General features: G+C 71.2%; 16 protein-coding genes and 1 tRNA gene. 10 read left to right on the top strand and 7 right to left on the bottom strand.

Annotated elements, in window-relative coordinates:
• Positions 1–239: 239 nt before the first annotated feature.
• The 4 genes from rsrA to ABD339_RS07120 form a co-directional block, all read right to left on the bottom strand.
• On the bottom strand, positions 240–650 hold the full coding sequence (gene rsrA / locus ABD339_RS07135; RefSeq protein WP_344563343.1) for a mycothiol system anti-sigma-R factor: 411 nt from the start codon (positions 648–650) through the stop codon (positions 240–242).
• On the bottom strand, positions 647–1,318 hold the full coding sequence (locus ABD339_RS07130) for a sigma-70 family RNA polymerase sigma factor (RefSeq protein WP_405805488.1): 672 nt from the start codon (positions 1,316–1,318) through the stop codon (positions 647–649). The genes rsrA and ABD339_RS07130 overlap by 4 nt, the downstream gene beginning before the upstream one ends.
• A 247-nt stretch (positions 1,319–1,565) precedes the next feature.
• Positions 1,566–2,243 (bottom strand): alpha/beta hydrolase family protein, encoded by a 678-nt coding sequence (locus ABD339_RS07125; protein WP_344563339.1) that lies wholly within the window; start codon positions 2,241–2,243, stop codon positions 1,566–1,568.
• A 104-nt stretch (positions 2,244–2,347) separates the two neighbouring features.
• Positions 2,348–3,184 (bottom strand): SOS response-associated peptidase, encoded by an 837-nt coding sequence (locus tag ABD339_RS07120; RefSeq protein WP_344563337.1) that lies wholly within the window; start codon positions 3,182–3,184, stop codon positions 2,348–2,350.
• Between the two features lie 101 nt (positions 3,185–3,285).
• On the opposite strand from ABD339_RS07120, the gene ABD339_RS07115 reads away from it, so the two are divergent.
• The 4 genes from ABD339_RS07115 to ABD339_RS07100 all read left to right on the top strand — a co-directional run bounded on the left by ABD339_RS07115 (position 3,286) and on the right by ABD339_RS07100 (position 6,875).
• Positions 3,286–3,999 (top strand): M50 family metallopeptidase, encoded by a 714-nt coding sequence (locus tag ABD339_RS07115; protein ID WP_344563335.1) that lies wholly within the window; start codon positions 3,286–3,288, stop codon positions 3,997–3,999.
• A 71-nt stretch (positions 4,000–4,070) separates the two neighbouring features.
• Positions 4,071–5,444, top strand: coding sequence for a 3-phosphoshikimate 1-carboxyvinyltransferase (gene aroA / locus ABD339_RS07110; protein ID WP_344563333.1), 1,374 nt, complete (start codon positions 4,071–4,073; stop codon positions 5,442–5,444).
• 13 nt (positions 5,445–5,457) lie between these two features.
• Positions 5,458–6,477, top strand: coding sequence for a ribosome small subunit-dependent GTPase A (gene rsgA, locus ABD339_RS07105; RefSeq protein ID WP_344563331.1), 1,020 nt, complete (start codon positions 5,458–5,460; stop codon positions 6,475–6,477).
• 74 nt (positions 6,478–6,551) lie between these two features.
• Positions 6,552–6,875, top strand: a complete 324-nt coding sequence (locus tag ABD339_RS07100; RefSeq protein WP_344563329.1) for a DMT family transporter — start codon at positions 6,552–6,554, stop codon at positions 6,873–6,875.
• A 10-nt stretch (positions 6,876–6,885) separates the two neighbouring features.
• On the opposite strand, the gene ABD339_RS07095 is transcribed toward ABD339_RS07100, so the two are convergent.
• A complete protein-coding gene (locus ABD339_RS07095) occupies positions 6,886–7,641 on the bottom strand; it encodes a TetR/AcrR family transcriptional regulator (protein WP_344563327.1) in 756 nt (251 codons plus the stop codon).
• A gap of 134 nt (positions 7,642–7,775) precedes the next feature.
• On the opposite strand from ABD339_RS07095, the gene hisN reads away from it, so the two are divergent.
• Complete coding sequence (hisN, locus tag ABD339_RS07090; protein ID WP_344563325.1) at positions 7,776–8,570, top strand: histidinol-phosphatase; 795 nt, start codon at positions 7,776–7,778, stop codon at positions 8,568–8,570.
• A 224-nt stretch (positions 8,571–8,794) separates the two neighbouring features.
• Entirely contained in the window at positions 8,795–9,217 is a 423-nt protein-coding gene (locus tag ABD339_RS07085; protein ID WP_344563323.1) for a CBS domain-containing protein, read from the top strand.
• A gap of 198 nt (positions 9,218–9,415) precedes the next feature.
• Here ABD339_RS07085 and ABD339_RS07080 read toward each other — a convergent pair whose 3' ends face one another.
• On the bottom strand, positions 9,416–10,852 hold the full coding sequence (locus tag ABD339_RS07080) for a catalase (RefSeq protein ID WP_344563783.1): 1,437 nt from the start codon (positions 10,850–10,852) through the stop codon (positions 9,416–9,418).
• A 162-nt stretch (positions 10,853–11,014) separates the two neighbouring features.
• Here ABD339_RS07080 and ABD339_RS07075 point away from each other — a divergent pair, with 162 nt between their 5' ends.
• The 4 genes from ABD339_RS07075 (at position 11,015) to ABD339_RS07060 (ending at position 14,580) form a co-directional block, all read left to right on the top strand.
• Positions 11,015–11,431, top strand: a complete 417-nt coding sequence (locus ABD339_RS07075) for a Fur family transcriptional regulator (RefSeq protein ID WP_344563321.1) — start codon at positions 11,015–11,017, stop codon at positions 11,429–11,431.
• Positions 11,432–11,685: 254 nt separating this feature from the next.
• Positions 11,686–12,525: an ABC transporter ATP-binding protein gene (locus ABD339_RS07070; RefSeq protein ID WP_344563319.1), complete on the top strand. Its 840-nt coding sequence runs from the start codon at positions 11,686–11,688 to the stop codon at positions 12,523–12,525.
• Between the two features lie 5 nt (positions 12,526–12,530).
• Positions 12,531–13,388: an ABC transporter permease gene (locus ABD339_RS07065; protein WP_425575930.1), complete on the top strand. Its 858-nt coding sequence runs from the start codon at positions 12,531–12,533 to the stop codon at positions 13,386–13,388.
• 70 nt (positions 13,389–13,458) lie between these two features.
• The gene (locus ABD339_RS07060) at positions 13,459–14,580 is read left to right on the top strand and encodes an ABC transporter substrate-binding protein (protein ID WP_344563315.1); all 1,122 of its coding nucleotides are present in this window, start codon (positions 13,459–13,461) and stop codon (positions 14,578–14,580) included.
• 49 nt (positions 14,581–14,629) lie between these two features.
• On the opposite strand, the gene ABD339_RS07055 is transcribed toward ABD339_RS07060, so the two are convergent.
• Positions 14,630–14,703: transfer RNA gene (locus ABD339_RS07055), tRNA-Met, on the bottom strand.
• Between the last annotated feature and the right edge of the window lie 187 nt (positions 14,704–14,890).

Genomic DNA, 14,890 nt, shown 5'->3' with positions numbered 1-14,890 from the left:
AGCCTCCTCCCCATCTCGCACAGGACGGGGAGGATATGGCGGCACGAACTTCAGGTGGCACGGCGGCGGAACGTTCCCCCTTACGTGCAGGAAGTGCCACACGAAGGAGTGAGGCGGGCCGGAAACGGTCGCACCAATGCGCCGGATGTGAACTGCCGTGCCGGGCGGGGTTCTTGGCGGACCGCGTGGGGCGGAACGCCTGCCCGCCCGGGTCGGGCGGGGCTCGATGCCCGCCCGGATCAGGCGGGGTTCTTGCCCGCGGTGGGTGACGTACCGCTCTCCCCGGCCGGTGCGGCGCCGGAAACATCAGCGTCGGCCGGAGCGGAGACGGAGGCGTCCTGGCGGGCCTCCGAACCCTCCTGGCGGGCGTCCGAGCCCTCCTGGGGGGAGGACTGGCCCTGGCGGATCACCTCGATGCGGCTCATCACCTTCGCCCGCAGGTCGGTCGGCACGTCGTCCTGCCCGCAGCAGCGCTTGACGAGCTTCTTGACCTCGCGCTCCAGACCGTACTTCTCGAAGCAGGGGGAGCACTCGTCGAAGTGTTCCTTGTACTTCTCGCAGTCGCTGTCGGGCATCTCCCGGTCGAGATACTCGTAGAGGTGGTCCAGGACCTCGGCGCAGTCCGTCTCGTGCGGCTCTCCGCAACTCATGAGCCCGAGCCTTTCCGGTCTTGCGGCCCGTCCGCCACGGCACCGGCCGGGACGAGACCGCGCTCTTGCGCGTAGCCCTCCAGCATTTCGCGAAGCTGGCGCCGTCCACGGTGCAGCCGCGACATCACCGTGCCGATGGGCGTCCCCATGATGTCGGCGATCTCCTTGTATGCAAAGCCCTCGACATCGGCGAGGTAGACGGCGATGCGGAATTCCTCGGGGATCGCCTGGAGTGCCTGCTTCACATCGGAGTCGGGCAGATGATCCAGCGCCTGGGCCTCGGCGGAGCGCAGCCCGGTCGACATGTGCGACTCGGCGCGCGCCAGCTGCCAGTCCTCGATCTCCTCCGCCGCGCTGCGCTGGGGCTCGCGCTGCTTCTTGCGGTAGGAGTTGATGAAGGTGTTGGTGAGGATGCGGTACAGCCACGCCTTGAGGTTGGTGCCCTCGCGGAACTGGTGGAAGGACGCGTACGCCTTCGCGTAGGTCTCCTGCACCAGGTCCTCGGCATCGGCCGGGTTGCGTGTCATGCGCAGCGCGGCGGAATACATCTGGTCGAGAAAGGTCAGGGCGTCCCGCTCGAAGCGCGCGCTGCGCTCCTCCACGGTCTCCGACGCCTGTGTCTCCTGCTCGGCACTTGAGCCGCCTTCGGTCCCGGTGACCGGACCCACCTCCTCCAACGTCGTGACGAATCCGAAAGTGGACCCGCTCGAATCGGAGAATAGACGACGATCCGCACCGTCCGCCGCTCGAAAGCTTGTACCCCTGGACAGTGCCATGGTGGCCCAGTCCAGGTCAGCGGCCCGCGGGCGCTGGGGGCAAGCGACAGAACCCATGGGGGCTGCTCCCTTTCCTCGTCTTTGCTCGTGCTGCTGTACCGGCGTACCGACACCCCGTGCAACCGTGCGCCCCGCCGTCTCATTCCCGGCCGGCGGCCCCCTTCCGGAAGAGGTTTCCGTCCCGGGCCAGCCATCGGGAGACGGATCCGGTGAGCACGCCCATCGCCTCGTACTCGGTCAGCTCGGCCGACTTCGGCAGCGCGAAGCCGTGGTCGGCGTACGCCACCTCCACCAGCCGCGTGCCGTCGGGGAACTCTTCGGGGCGCCCGAAGGGGTCACGCCCGCCCTGCACCACGAGCACCGGAAGCCCCACCCCGCTCAGCTCGTCGGCGCGGGATTTCTCCGGCTTGCCCGGAGGGTGCAGCGGAAAGGACAGCGCGAGCACCGCGTGCGCGCCCAGTTCCCGGGCCGTCCGGCACGCCACCCGGGCCCCGGCGCTGCGCCCGCCCGCCACGACGGGCAACCCGGGGCGTGCCAGCGCGGGCCACAGCGCTCTCCAGGCCGCGTCCAGGGTCCTGGGCGCGGGGGCGAGCTTCTTGCCCGCCACCCGCCAGGGCTGCTCCACCAGCGCCACGCTCACGCCTTCCCGGGGCAGCGCCGCCGCGAGGGCCCGCAGGTCGCGGGCCTCGATACCACCGCCGGCGCCGTGGCCGAGGGCCAGGACGGTGTGTGCCTTCTTCGCGTGGTGCCAGGTGATCCGGGCCTCCCCCGCGGGGGTGTCCACCACGTCCGCCGTTCCGCCTGTCTGCGCGTTCATAGCCGCATCCTGCATCCTGCCGACCGGATGCCGGGCCACCTGCCGACCGGATGCCGGGCCAAAAGCGCGGCGGGCCGCGGTGCGTGGCCCTCGGCGGCCGGCCCTCAGAAGAGGGTTTCCTCCTCCGGCGCGGGCAGTTCCTTCAGCAGCTCGGGCCCGTTGTTGCGCACATTGCTGACGTCGGTGGAGACCGGATGGGCACGCATCAGGCCCTCCGGCGGCGGGGCCAGCAGTTCCCGGAGGCTGCCGCTGTCGGTGCGGGCCGGATCCAGCCAGGCGTCCCAGCGGTCCGGCGGCAGCATCAGCGGCATCCGCGGGTGGATGTCGGCCAGGGAGCGCGGAGCGCTCTCACCGGCCTCCCCCGCGTTGGCCAGCGGGGCCGTCTCGGCCTCCGTGGTGACCACGGTGCACGTCGCCCACCACGCCTGCGGATGGTCGTCGGGCAGTGTCTTGTCCCGCCAGAACTCATACAGCCCGGCCATCGCCATGACGGGACCCGCCCCCGCCCCTTCATCCGGTGCGACGAAGTAGGGCTGCTTACGGGAGCGCTTCTTGCGGCCCTCCTGCTCCAGCTTCAGCTCGCCCTGAGCGGTGACCCACTCGTAGTAGCCGTCGGCCGGGAGCAGGCAGCGGCGGGCGGTGAAGGGACGGCGGTAGGCGGGCTTCTCGTGGACGGTCTCGGCCCGGGCATTGATCATCTTGACGCCCATGTCCGGCGACTTGGCCCAGCCGGGCACCAGCCCCCACTTGAGCACCCGCAGCTGCCGGACGGGGCGGGGGTCGTCGCTGCCCTTGAGGGGCCGTTCCAGGACCGCGTGGACCTGTTTGGTCGGCGCGACGTTCCAGTCGGGTGCCAGGGTCTCGGCCGGGTCCCATGTCTCTATCCCGAAGAGCCCGACGAGGTCCTCGGCCCCCCGGCTCGCTGCATACCGTCCGCACATGCTGCAAGACTGCCACGGCACTCGGGGCGGGCGCCGCGCGTTGACCGGGAAGGCACGGCCCCCGGCAAGGCACGCGAGGAAGAGAAAGACCAAGAGGAGACATGGACAACGCGAGCATCACGAATGTCTGGGACCGCGTCGTCGGCAGCCAGCCGGATCCCGGCCAGTGGCTGGTGATCGTCACGGGCCTCGTCGCGCTGCTCGCGGTGCTGCCGCACGGCGTGTGGCGGATCTCCCGGAACGCGGTCACGATCGCTCACGAGGGCGGGCACGGGCTCATAGCCCTGGTATCCGGACGGCGCCTGGACGGCATCAGGCTGCATTCGGATACGTCGGGACTGACCGTTTCGCGCGGGAAGCCGACCGGAATCGGCATGATCCTCACCGCCACCGCCGGATACACCGCTCCCCCGCTGCTGGGCCTGGGCGGCGCCTGGCTGCTCGCCGCCAACCACATCACGGCCCTCCTGTGGGTGGCGACAGCACTGCTGATCGCCATGCTCGTGATGATCCGCAACGCCTACGGCGTGCTGACGGTCCTCATAGCGGGCGCTGCCTTCGTGCTGGTCTCCTGGATGACCGATTACCAGGTGCAGGCGGCCTTCGCCTATCTCGTGGTGTGGTTCCTGCTGCTGGGCGGCCTGCGCCCCGTCTTCGAGCTACAGGCCAAGCGGCGGCGCGGCGGGGCCCCGGACTCGGACGCCGACCAGCTCGCACGGCTGACCCACGCTCCGGCCGCCATGTGGCTCCTGCTCTTCCACGCCGTCGCACTGCTGTCCCTCATAGGCGGGGGCCGCTGGCTGCTCGGACTCTGACCAGAGGCCCCTGGTTTTCCCGCGCATCTGACCGGGATTCGGCCCCCACCCCAACCATTAAAGTGGCCACCATGACCGACCAGCTCCCCAGTCCCCCAGAATCCCTCCTCTGGCCCGCCCCCACCGCCCCGGGCCCGGTGGACGCGACCGTCACCGTGCCGGGGTCGAAGTCGGTCACCAACCGGGGTCTGGTGCTGGCGACGCTCTCCTCGGAGCCCGGCTGGCTGCGCCGTCCGCTGCGCTCCCGCGACACCCTGCTGATGGCGGAGGCCCTGCGCACGATGGGCGTCCAGATCGAGGAGACGCTCTGCTCGGCCTCCTCCACCACCGAGGCCGAGGGCGAGCGCGCCACCGGTGAGGCGTGGCGCGTCATCCCGGCCTCGCTGCGCGGCCCGGCCACCGTGGACGTGGGCAACGCGGGCACCGTCATGCGCTTCCTGCCGCCCGTCGCCGCGCTGGCCGACGGTCCCGTCCGCTTCGACGGCGACCCGCGCTCCTACGAGCGCCCCCTGCACGGCGTCATCGGCGCGCTGCGCGCGCTCGGCGCCCGGGTCGAGGACGAAGGGCGCGGCGCGCTCCCGATGACGGTGCACGGCACCGGCTCGCTGACCGGCGGCGCCGTGGAGATCGACGCCTCCTCCTCCAGCCAGTTCGTCAGCGCGCTGCTGCTGTCGGGGCCGCGCTTCCACCACGGCGTCGAGGTCCGGCACACCGGGCACAGCCTGCCGTCGATGCCGCACATCCGGATGACGGTCGAGATGCTGCGGGCCGCCGGCGCGCAGGTGGACGCGCCCGAGGACGGCGGCGAGCCGAACGTCTGGCGGGTCACCCCGGGCGCCCTGCTGGGCCGGGACCTGACGGTGGAGCCCGACCTGTCCAATGCCCAGCCCTTCCTCGCCGCCGCGCTGATCACCGGCGGCCGGGTCACCATTCCCGACTGGCCCGAGCACACCACCCAGCCGGGTGACGCGCTGCGCGAGATCTTCACGGCCATGGGCGGCTCCTGCGAACTGGACGAGCGGGGCCTCACCTTCACCGGCGGCGGCCGGCTCACCGGCATCGACGTCGATCTCGGCGACGTCGGCGAGCTGACCCCGGGCATCGCCGCCGTGGCCGCACTCGCGGACAGCGAATCGGTGCTGCGGGGCGTCGCCCATCTGCGGCTGCACGAGACCGACCGGCTGGCGGCGCTCGTCAAGGAGATCAACGGGCTGGGCGGCGACGTCACCGAGACCGAGGACGGCCTGCGCATCCGCCCCCGGCCGCTGCACGGCGGGGTCTTCCACACCTATGACGACCACCGGCTGGCCACCGCGGGCGCCCTGCTGGGCCTGGCCGTCGAAGGCGTCGAGGTGGAGAACATCGCGACGACGGGCAAGACACTGCCCGACTTCCCGCAGCTGTGGGAGGGCATGCTCGGCTCCCCCGTCGGAGAGAGAGCCTGAGAGGGCTCGGACGATGCGCCGCTACGGCAAGCACACCGACGAGGACGACATCCGCGTCCGCCCCTCCCGCCGCGGCACCCGCCCGCGCACCCACACCCGCCCCAAGCACGAGGACGCCGCCGAGGGCCTCGTCCTGACCGTGGACCGGGGCCGGCTGACGGTCCTGGTGGAGGACCGAACGGTCACCGCGATGAAGGCCCGGGAGCTGGGCCGCAAGGGCGTGGTCGTGGGCGACAGGGTCGCGGTGGTCGGCGATCTGACCGGCGCCCGGGACACGCTCGCGCGCATCGTGCGCGTCGAGGAGCGCACCTCGGTACTGCGCAGAACAGCCGACGACAACGACCCTTACGAGCGCATCATCGTCGCCAACGCCGACCAGCTCGCCATCGTCACGGCCCTGGCCGACCCCGAGCCGCGCCCCCGGATGATCGACCGCTGTCTGGTCGCCGCCTTCGACGCGGGCCTCGAACCCCTGCTCGTGCTCACCAAGTCCGATCTGGCCCCGGCCGCCCCGCTGCTGGATGTCTACGCGCCGCTGGGCCTGCGCTATGTGGTCACCAGCAGGGAGGAGCTGGCCGCCGGTCCCGGCACAGACGCCGTGCGCGAACTGATGCGCGGTCAGGTCACCGTGTGCGTGGGGCACAGCGGGGTCGGCAAGACGACACTGGTCAACGCGCTGGTGCCGGAGCGGCAGCGCGCCGTGGGCATCGTCAACGCCGTGACGGGGCGCGGGCGGCACACCACCACCTCGGCGCTCGCCCTGCCCCTGCCGCCCTCCGCCTCCGGTGCGAACGGCTGGGTCATCGACACTCCGGGCGTGCGTTCCTTCGGCCTGAACCACGTTCAGCCCGCGCGCGTCATCCAGGCGTTCCCGGACCTGGCCGAGGGCGCCGAAGGATGTCCTCGCGGGTGTGGCCACAACGAGCCGGACTGCGCGCTGGACCAGTGGGTCGCCGAAGGGCACGCGGATCCCGCCCGTCTCCAGTCGCTGCGCCGCCTGTTGGAGACGCGCGAAAGCCGCGAAGAGGATTGATCGCTTCCACACCCCTGCCCCTGCATACTGTTTGCCTGCGCTTGACCCCAAAGGGAGTAACGGGAGGCTGAGCAATGGCGTGGCTGCTGGTCATCGTCGCGGGGCTGCTGGAGACGGGCTTCGCGGTATGCCTGAAGCTCTCCCACGGCTTTACCCGGCTCTGGCCGACGGTCGCCTTCTGCGCCTTCGCGCTCGGCAGCTTCGGGCTCCTTACCCTGGCCCTGCGCCGGCTGGACGTCGGCCCCGCGTACGCGGTCTGGACGGGCATCGGCGCGGCGGGCACCGCGATCTACGGCATGGTCTTCCTCGGCGATGTGATCTCCACGCTGAAGCTGATCTCCATCACCCTGGTCATCCTCGGCGTCATCGGCCTCCAGCTCTCCGGCAGCGCCCACTGAGGCCCGCCGGTCACCCCGGGCCGGTGCTCCCCAGCAGTGCCCTGACGATCTCATCGACCCGCCCGCACGGCTCCTCATCCGGCTCTTCCCCCGGCGCGACGACGTACGACAGAGCGACCCGTAACCCCGTCTCGTAGGCCCGCTCCAGCTCCCGCTGCCCGGCCTCCGACCCCGCCGGTCCCGCGCCCTTCGCGCCGTTGTGCGCGGCGCCCGGGTGCGCGCCGCCGTTGTGCGCGGCCCTCTTACGTGCGCCGCCGTTGTGCGCCGCACCCTTCACCGGACCGTTCGCCGGGCCGCCGATCTGGAGCCATCCCGTCTGTTCCAGCCCGGACATCGCCCGGTGGCGCAGCAGGAGCGCGAGCCGCGCGGGCTCCCCCGCGGCCCCCGGTCCACTGCCCGGCGGCAGCGCGCGAGCGGGCGGCAGTGGCATCCGCGCGCCCCAGCATCCGGTGAGCGCCGCACGCACGATCGGCTCTTCCCGGGCTGCTCGCAGCATCCAGTGCGCGGCAGCCGCGCAGCAGGCCGCGGGGTCGGCGCCGCCGCGCCCGGCCTCGGCCACCGCATGCGCCGCCCCGTCCAGGAAGTCCTCGACCAGCCGGTTGACAAGCGCCGCGCCGAGCCCTTCCTTGCTGCCGAACTCGTTGTAGAGGGTCTGCCGTGACACCCCGGCGGCAGCGGCCACATCGACCATCCGCACCCCCGTCCAGGGCCGCGCCCGGACCGCCGCATGGGCGGCTCGCAGCAAGGTCTCGCGTGCAGTGGGCATCGTCGCCTCCCCGCCCCCGAAGCCCGTCAGCCCGGCGTGCGGCACAGAATTGACGCACCGCCACAAGGTGTCAATACACCGCGCACGCGCATGGCCCTGTGGCCGGGGGTAACCCCGCTCGATACTGTTCGCATATGCCGGACTACCACGATGATCTGCGTCTCGCCCACGTGCTGGCCGACGCCGCCGACGCCGCGACCATGGAGCGGTTCAAGGCTCTCGATCTCAAGGTCGAGACCAAACCCGACATGACGCCGGTGAGCGAGGCCGACAAGGCGGCCGAGGAGCTGATCCGCACCTCGCTCCAGCGCACCCGCCCGCGGGACGCGGTGCTGGGCGAGGAGTTCGGCTCCGAGGGCCACGGCCCGCGCCGCTGGGTCATCGACCCCATCGACGGGACCAAGAACTATGTGCGCGGCGTCCCGGTGTGGGCGACGCTGATCGCATTGATGGAGCTGGGCGAGGGGGGCGACCGCCCGGTGGTCGGCGTCGTCTCGGCGCCCGCGCTCAACCGGCGCTGGTGGGCGGCGCAGGGCGGCGGCGCCTACACCGGCCGCAGCCTGACGAAGGCGACCCGCATCGGGGTCTCGCAGGTCGCGAAGGTAGGGGACGCCTCGTTCGCGTACTCCTCGCTGAGCGGCTGGGAGGAGCGCGGCATGCTGGGGGGCTTCATGGACCTGACGCGGAATTGCTGGCGCACGCGTGCTTACGGCGACTTCTGGCCGTACATGATGGTCGCCGAGGGCTCGGTGGACATGTGCGCGGAGCCGGAGTTGTCGCTGTGGGACATGGCGGCGAGCGCGATCATCGTGGAGGAGGCGGGCGGCGTCTTCACCGGCCTCGACGGAAGCCCGGGTCCGCACAGCGGAAACGCCGCGGCTTCCAATGGCCTGCTGCACGAGACGATGCTCAGCTATCTGACGTCGTAGCTCTTCCCCGTCGCTCGGCCCCCGCACCCGGGCCCCTGGGCCCGGAGCTGTACCAGCAGGCCGGCAGCCGGTCTGAGGGCAGGCGATCAGCCGCGAGGACACTCAAACGGGTGGGGCCCCTTGTGAGGGGCCCTTCCGCATGTGAACATGAGAATCCGACCGCTTGTGACCTTGTGAATCGCTTCTCGAAGAGCGGGAACCCCCACCACGGAGGTGGCACCCTCATGCCCGGTCATGTCCACGACGCGATGAGCACCCTCGTTCTCACCATCGGACCCGAGCACACCCTCCGCCAGGCAGCTCAGCTCATGTCGGCCCGCCGCGTGGGCGCGGCCGTCGTCCTCGACCCCGACACCAGCGGGCTCGGCATCCTCACCGAGCGCGACATCCTCAACTCCCTCGGCTCGGGCCAGAACCCCGACGAGGAGCGGGCGCACAACCACACCACCACCGACGTCGTCTTCGCCGCCAGGACCTGGACCCTGGACGCGGCGGCCGAGGCCATGACGCGCGGCGGGTTCCGCCACTTGATCGTGCTCGACGAGCGCGAGCCGGTGGGGGTCTTGTCGGTGCGTGACATCGTCCGGAACTGGTCGCACGACCAGAGCCGGGCCGCCCCGGACGCGCCGGGCAAGGTGACCGTCTGAGGGCACCCGCACCCCACCGCCCGGCCCCCGATCCCCCGACCCGCCCCGACCTCTCCCCCAGCCTCTTCCGACGGCCTCTCCCGCCAGGGCTCGGGCGGCTCCCGCGGGGCCCCGCCGGGCCCCGGCGGACGCACCGGAGGGACCGGAGCCCCATGGCGTCCGGTCCCTCCGGTCTCGTACGGCGAGCGGCCGGCTCGTTCAGCCGCGAAGGGCCTGGACCGCGGCTTCCAGCCGCTTGCCGTAGTCGGGGTCCGCCTTGCGGAAGTTCTCGATCGCCCGCTGGGCGATCTCCTCGCGGGAGACCGCCGCGAGGCCGCCGGCGAGGTTGTCGATCAGCCGCTGCTTCTCGTCCTCCGACATCAGCCGGTAGAGGTTGCCGGCCTGGACGAAGTCGTCGTCCTCCGCGTGCACGGGAGCCGGGTGGTCCTCGGTGGTGCCGCTGACGGCGACCGGCTCCCAGTTCGCACGGCCGGTCTCGGCGGGGCCGCCGAAGCTGTTCGGCTCGTAGTTCTTCGCGCCGCCGTGACGGCCGTCGTACAAAGCGCCGTCCCGGCCGTAGGTGCGGGCCTCGGCCGCCTTCGGCTCGTTCACCGGCAGCAGGTCGGCGTTGATGCCGACGCGGTAGCGGTGTGCGTCGCCGTAGGCGAAGAGGCGGCCCTGGAGCATCTTGTCCGGGGAGGGGCCGATGCCGGGCACGAAGTGGTGGGGCGAGAAGATCGACTGCTCGGTCTCGGCGAAGATGTTGCGCGGGTTGCGGTTCAACTCCAGCTTGCCGATCTCGATCTTCGGGTAGTCCGCGTGCGGCCAGACCTTGGTCAGGTCGAACGGGTTGAAGCGGTAGTTCGCCGCCTCCGCCGCGGGCATGACCTGCACGTATACCGTCCAGGTCGGGAACTCGCCCCGCTCGATCGACTCGCGCAGGTCGCGCTGGTGGCTGTCGGGGTCCTTGCCGGCCAGCGCGTCGGCCTCCTCGGCCGTCAGGTTCTTGATGCCCTGGTCGGTCTTGAAGTGGTACTTGACCCAGAAGACCTCACCGGCCTCGTTCGTCCACTGGAAGGTGTGCGAGCCGAAGCCGTCCATGTGGCGGTAGGAGGCGGGGATGCCGCGGTCACCGTGCAGCCAGGTGACCTGGTGCGTCGATTCGGGCGACAGGCCCCAGAAGTCCCACACGTTGTCCGGCTCCTGCGAGCCGGTGTACGGGTCACGCTTCTGGGTGTGGATGAAGTCGGGGAACTTGATGGCGTCCTTGACGAAGAACACCGGCGTGTTGTTCCCGACCAGGTCGTAGTTGCCCTCTTCCGTGTAGAACTTCAGCGCGAAACCGCGGGGGTCGCGCACCGCGTCGGCCGCACCCAGGTTCCCCGCCACGGTCGAGAAGCGCAGGAAGACCTCGGTCTCCTTGCCGATCTCGGACAGGAACTTCGCCCTGGTGTACTTCGTCACATCCGCGGTGACCGTGAACTTCCCGTACGCGCCCGCGCCACGGGCGTGCACGACACGCTCGGGGATCCGCTCACGGTTGAAGTGCGCGAGCTTCTCCAGGAGGTGCTGGTCCTGCACCAGCACCGGGCCGCCGGCCCCGGCGGTCTGGCTGTTCTGGTTGTCCGCGACCGGAGCACCGGCTTCCGTCGTCATCGGACCCGTCGTCTCGCCCTGCACGGTCACGTGCGCCTCCTGTGCTTCAAAGCTGTTCTCGACCAACTTCCCGCAACCCTACATTGGACTTTGTCCAAGTCAAGATGAAGCCGAAACTCGTACAGGTTCTGTCTGTGGACACGGCACTGCTAGGCTGTACGCATGAGTGACCTGCTGGAACGACTCCGTGAGCGCGGCTGGCGGCTCACCGCACAGCGGCGAGTCGTCGCCGAGGTGCTCGACGGCGACCATGTGCACTACACCGCGGACGAGGTCCACTCGCGGGCGGCCGACCGCCTCCCCGAGATCGCCCGTGCGACGGTCTACAACACGCTCAGCGAGCTGGTCACGCTCGGCGAAGTGCTCGAAGTGAGCACCGACGGCCGCGCGAAGCGCTACGACCCGAACGCACGCCACACCCACCAGCACCTGGTCTGCTCCCGCTGCGGGACGATCCGCGACGTCCACCCCACGGGCGACCCGCTGGCCGCCCTCCCCGAAGCCGAGCGCTACGGCTTCGCCATCGTGGACGCCACCGTCACCTACCGCGGCACCTGCCCGAACTGCACCGGCTCCTGACCCCACCCCGGCAGCGCCACTCCCGGAGGCTCGCGCGCCGGGCGGCCCCGCCGCCGACCCGGCGCCCGCGACCGGCCCCCACGCCGTCCCCGCCCCGGCGCACACCCCTCGACGCGCGCCCGCGCACGCTTCACGGCCCGCACCCGCACGGTGCGGGCCGTTCACGTTCCCGCACAACCCTTGCCGGTATCTGACGGCCCGTCATATCGTCTCGGGGACGCACCACTTCCCCCCAGCCATGACGGGGAGCCCCCATGCCCAAAATCCGCGCCAGTGGCCTCACTCGCACCTTCGGGCGGGGCTCTGGCCTGCTCACCGCCCTGGGACCGGTCGAACTGAAGGTCGCCCGGGGTGAGTTCGTCTGCCTCGTCGGGCCCTCCGGATGCGGCAAGTCCACATTGCTGCGTATCGCGGCCGGCCTGCTGCGCCCGTCCGCGGGCGAGCTGGAACTGCGCACCGACGCCCGGCACCCCGCCGCCATGATCTTCCAGGACTACGGCATCTACGACTGGAAGACCGTCCTGGCCAACGTCCGCTTCGGCCTCGACATCCAGCGCGTGCCCCGCAAGGAGGCCGACGCCCGCGCCCGGGAGTGGCTGGGGCGCATGGGTCTGGCCGAGTTCGAGGACGCGTACCCCGCCGCGCTCTCCGGCGGCATGCGCCAGCGGGTGGCCATCGCCCGTGCCCTCGCCGTGGAACCGGAGATCCTGCTGATGGACGAGCCCTTCGCGGCCCTGGACGCCCAGCTGCGCACGATCCTCCAGGACGAGCTCCTCGCCCTCACCCAGTCCACCAGCACCACCGCCGTGTTCATCACCCACAGCCTCGAAGAGGCCCTCGTCCTCGGAGACCGCGTGCTGGTGATGTCCGCGCGACCCGGCCGGATCATCGCCGAACGCACACCCCCCTTCAGCCGTCCCCGCACGGGCGAGGTCCGCTCGGACCCGGCCTTCACCCTGCTCAAGGACGAACTGTGGGAGCTGCTGCGCGGCGAGGTGGGGCGCGGTGAGCATGCCGGGCGGAACCATCGCAGCGGGCGCTCCGGCCTGCCCGGCCAGTCCGGATACTCCGGTTCGAGCGCGACCCTCGCATGAGCGCCCTGGAGACGCCCGCCCCCGAAGAGGGCCGCCTCGTACGCCGCCCCGGGCCCCACGAGGCCCGCCCCGAGTCCGCGCACCGGCGCCGCCGCACCCTGGAGCTGTCGCTGGCCGTGGCCGTACCCGCCGCCCTCGTCCTGCTGTGGCAGCTGGCCGCCGCCCAGGAGTGGATCGACGCGCGCGTCTACCCCGCCCCGTCCGCCATCTTGTCCGACGGCTGGGAGCGCGCCGTGGCGGGCGAGCTGTGGCCGGATGTGTGGGCCACCCTCAAGCGCGTGCTCGCCGGGTACGCCATCGGCACCGTCTCCGGCTACCTGCTCGGTCTGCTGATGGGCGCGCTGCCGCTGGTGCGGGCCGCGCTGGAGCCGATGATGGACGCCCTTTACGTGGTGCCGAAGCTGGCCCTGCTGCCCGTCTTCTTGAACATGTTCGGACTGGGCGAGGGCCCGCAGATCGCGCTGGTGGCCGCCACGGTCTTCTTCTTCGTCTGGATCTCCACGCTGGCCGCCGTGCTGGCGGTGCCCGAGGGGCACAGGGACGCGGGAGCGGTCTTCGGCGCCGGGCACTGGCAGATGTTCCGGCACGTGCTCCTGCCCGCCTCGCTGCCATCCGTACTGGTCGGAGCCCGCATCGCCGCGGGCGTCGCGGTGCTGGTGATCGTCGCCTCGGAGTCCATCGCAGCCCCGGACGGCCTGGGCCACCTGATCTTCGACTCCCGCGCGCTCTTCCAGAACGACGTGATGTTCGTGGGCATCGTCTGCGTCGCCGTCCTGGGCGTGATCTTCTCCGAGCTCGTACGGCTCGCCGGGCGCGTGCTGACCCCCTGGGCGCCCCGCGACCGGGGCCGGGGCCAGTCCTGACCACTCACCGGAGGATCCCTTGCGCACCCCAGCCCTCGCCCGGTCCGCCGGCGCCGGCCCATTCCCCGCCATGGCCGCCACAACCCTGGCCGCGGCGCTCTCGCTCACCCTCGCGCTGACCGGATGCTCGGCCCAGCGGAGCAAGACCGTCAACACCGCAGACCGCACCATCGAGCCGGTGGCCGGATGCGGGGAGAAGTCCTGGACCGACCCCGCACGGCTCGGCGCCGACCGCTCCCCCGCCCGCTGCGGCAAGGGCGCGCCCGCACCCCAGCGCCTCAAGAAGCCCCGTGAACTCACCATCGCCACCAGCACGCTGACGGCCGAGTATGTCGCTCCCCTCCAGATCGCCGTCCGGAAGGGCGAGTTCAAAAAGGAGGGCCTGGACGTCGAGCTGAAGGTGCTGCCGACCCCCGAGGCGCTCCCGCTGCTCGCGAAGGGCGAGATCGACGCGCTGTGGGCCGCCCCCGAGGCGGCCGTCGTCAACGGCATCAACGGCGGCTTCGACATCCGCTGGGTCGCGGGCAACTTCTCTCCCGCCCCGTCCTCCCGAAGCGGCCTGTGGGCCCGGGTCCCCAAGGGCGAGAAGCCCGCGTCGATACGGCTGGACGGCAGGCGGATCGGCACGCTGATCGGCAAGGGGTCGGTGATCTCGTACCCCATGGACAAGATCATCGCGGAGCACGGTGCCGAGATGAAGTCGATGTCCTTCCAGCAACTCGGCTCCTCCGATGTCCTCAGCGCCTTCGCCGGCGGAGGTGTGGACGCCGCCTGGCTGCTCGACCCGGTCTGGCGCAGGGTGGACGGCGACGAGCGCTACGCCTTCCTGGGCGGCCAGCCCGCCGGGGAGCCGCTGGGCGGGGCGCTGTTCGGCCCCAGTCTGCTGAGCGACGACGTGGACGCGGGTGTGGCTCTGCTGCGCGGCTACATCCGCACCATCAACACCTACTTCGCCGGGGACTACAAGAAGAGCGCCCCGTTCGTATCCCAGCTGGCCAAGGTGCTCAAACAGGACGCCAAAGTGATCAAATCCGTTCCCTCGCTCCGGATGGACTGGGAAATACGCAAGGGAACAACAGACCGGCTCCAGAAGTCGTACCGCGACGCCGGGGTGACCGAGGGCAAAGCGCTCCCCGAGGAACGGCTGGTCGACCGCAAGCTGTACGCGGAAGCGGTGGGCCACAAACCCTGAGCACATGACGAAGGCCCCGGATCCGAGGATCCGGGGCCTTCGTCTTCAGTAGCGGGGACAGGATTTGAACCTGCGACCTCTGGGTTATGAGCCCAGCGAGCTACCGAGCTGCTCCACCCCGCGCCGTTGTGTTCACAACTCTAACCCCGCCCCTACGACCAGTGCAAATCGAGCCCCGGAGACCACATCACCCCCTGCGGTTTCCCGGCCGTCCCGCTTCGGGATATCGCCCGGGACCGCCCTGGCTCACGGGAACACCGGACCGCGGCCGGAGCCCAGCGCGCGCTCGGCACCATACGCTCGGCCCCGG

The organism is Streptomyces axinellae, from assembly GCF_039532135.1.
Taxonomy (GTDB): Bacteria; Actinomycetota; Actinomycetes; order Streptomycetales; family Streptomycetaceae; genus Streptomyces; species Streptomyces axinellae.
Note: the sequence above shows the minus strand (reverse complement) of the source record. Positions and strands in the feature narration are given on the sequence as shown.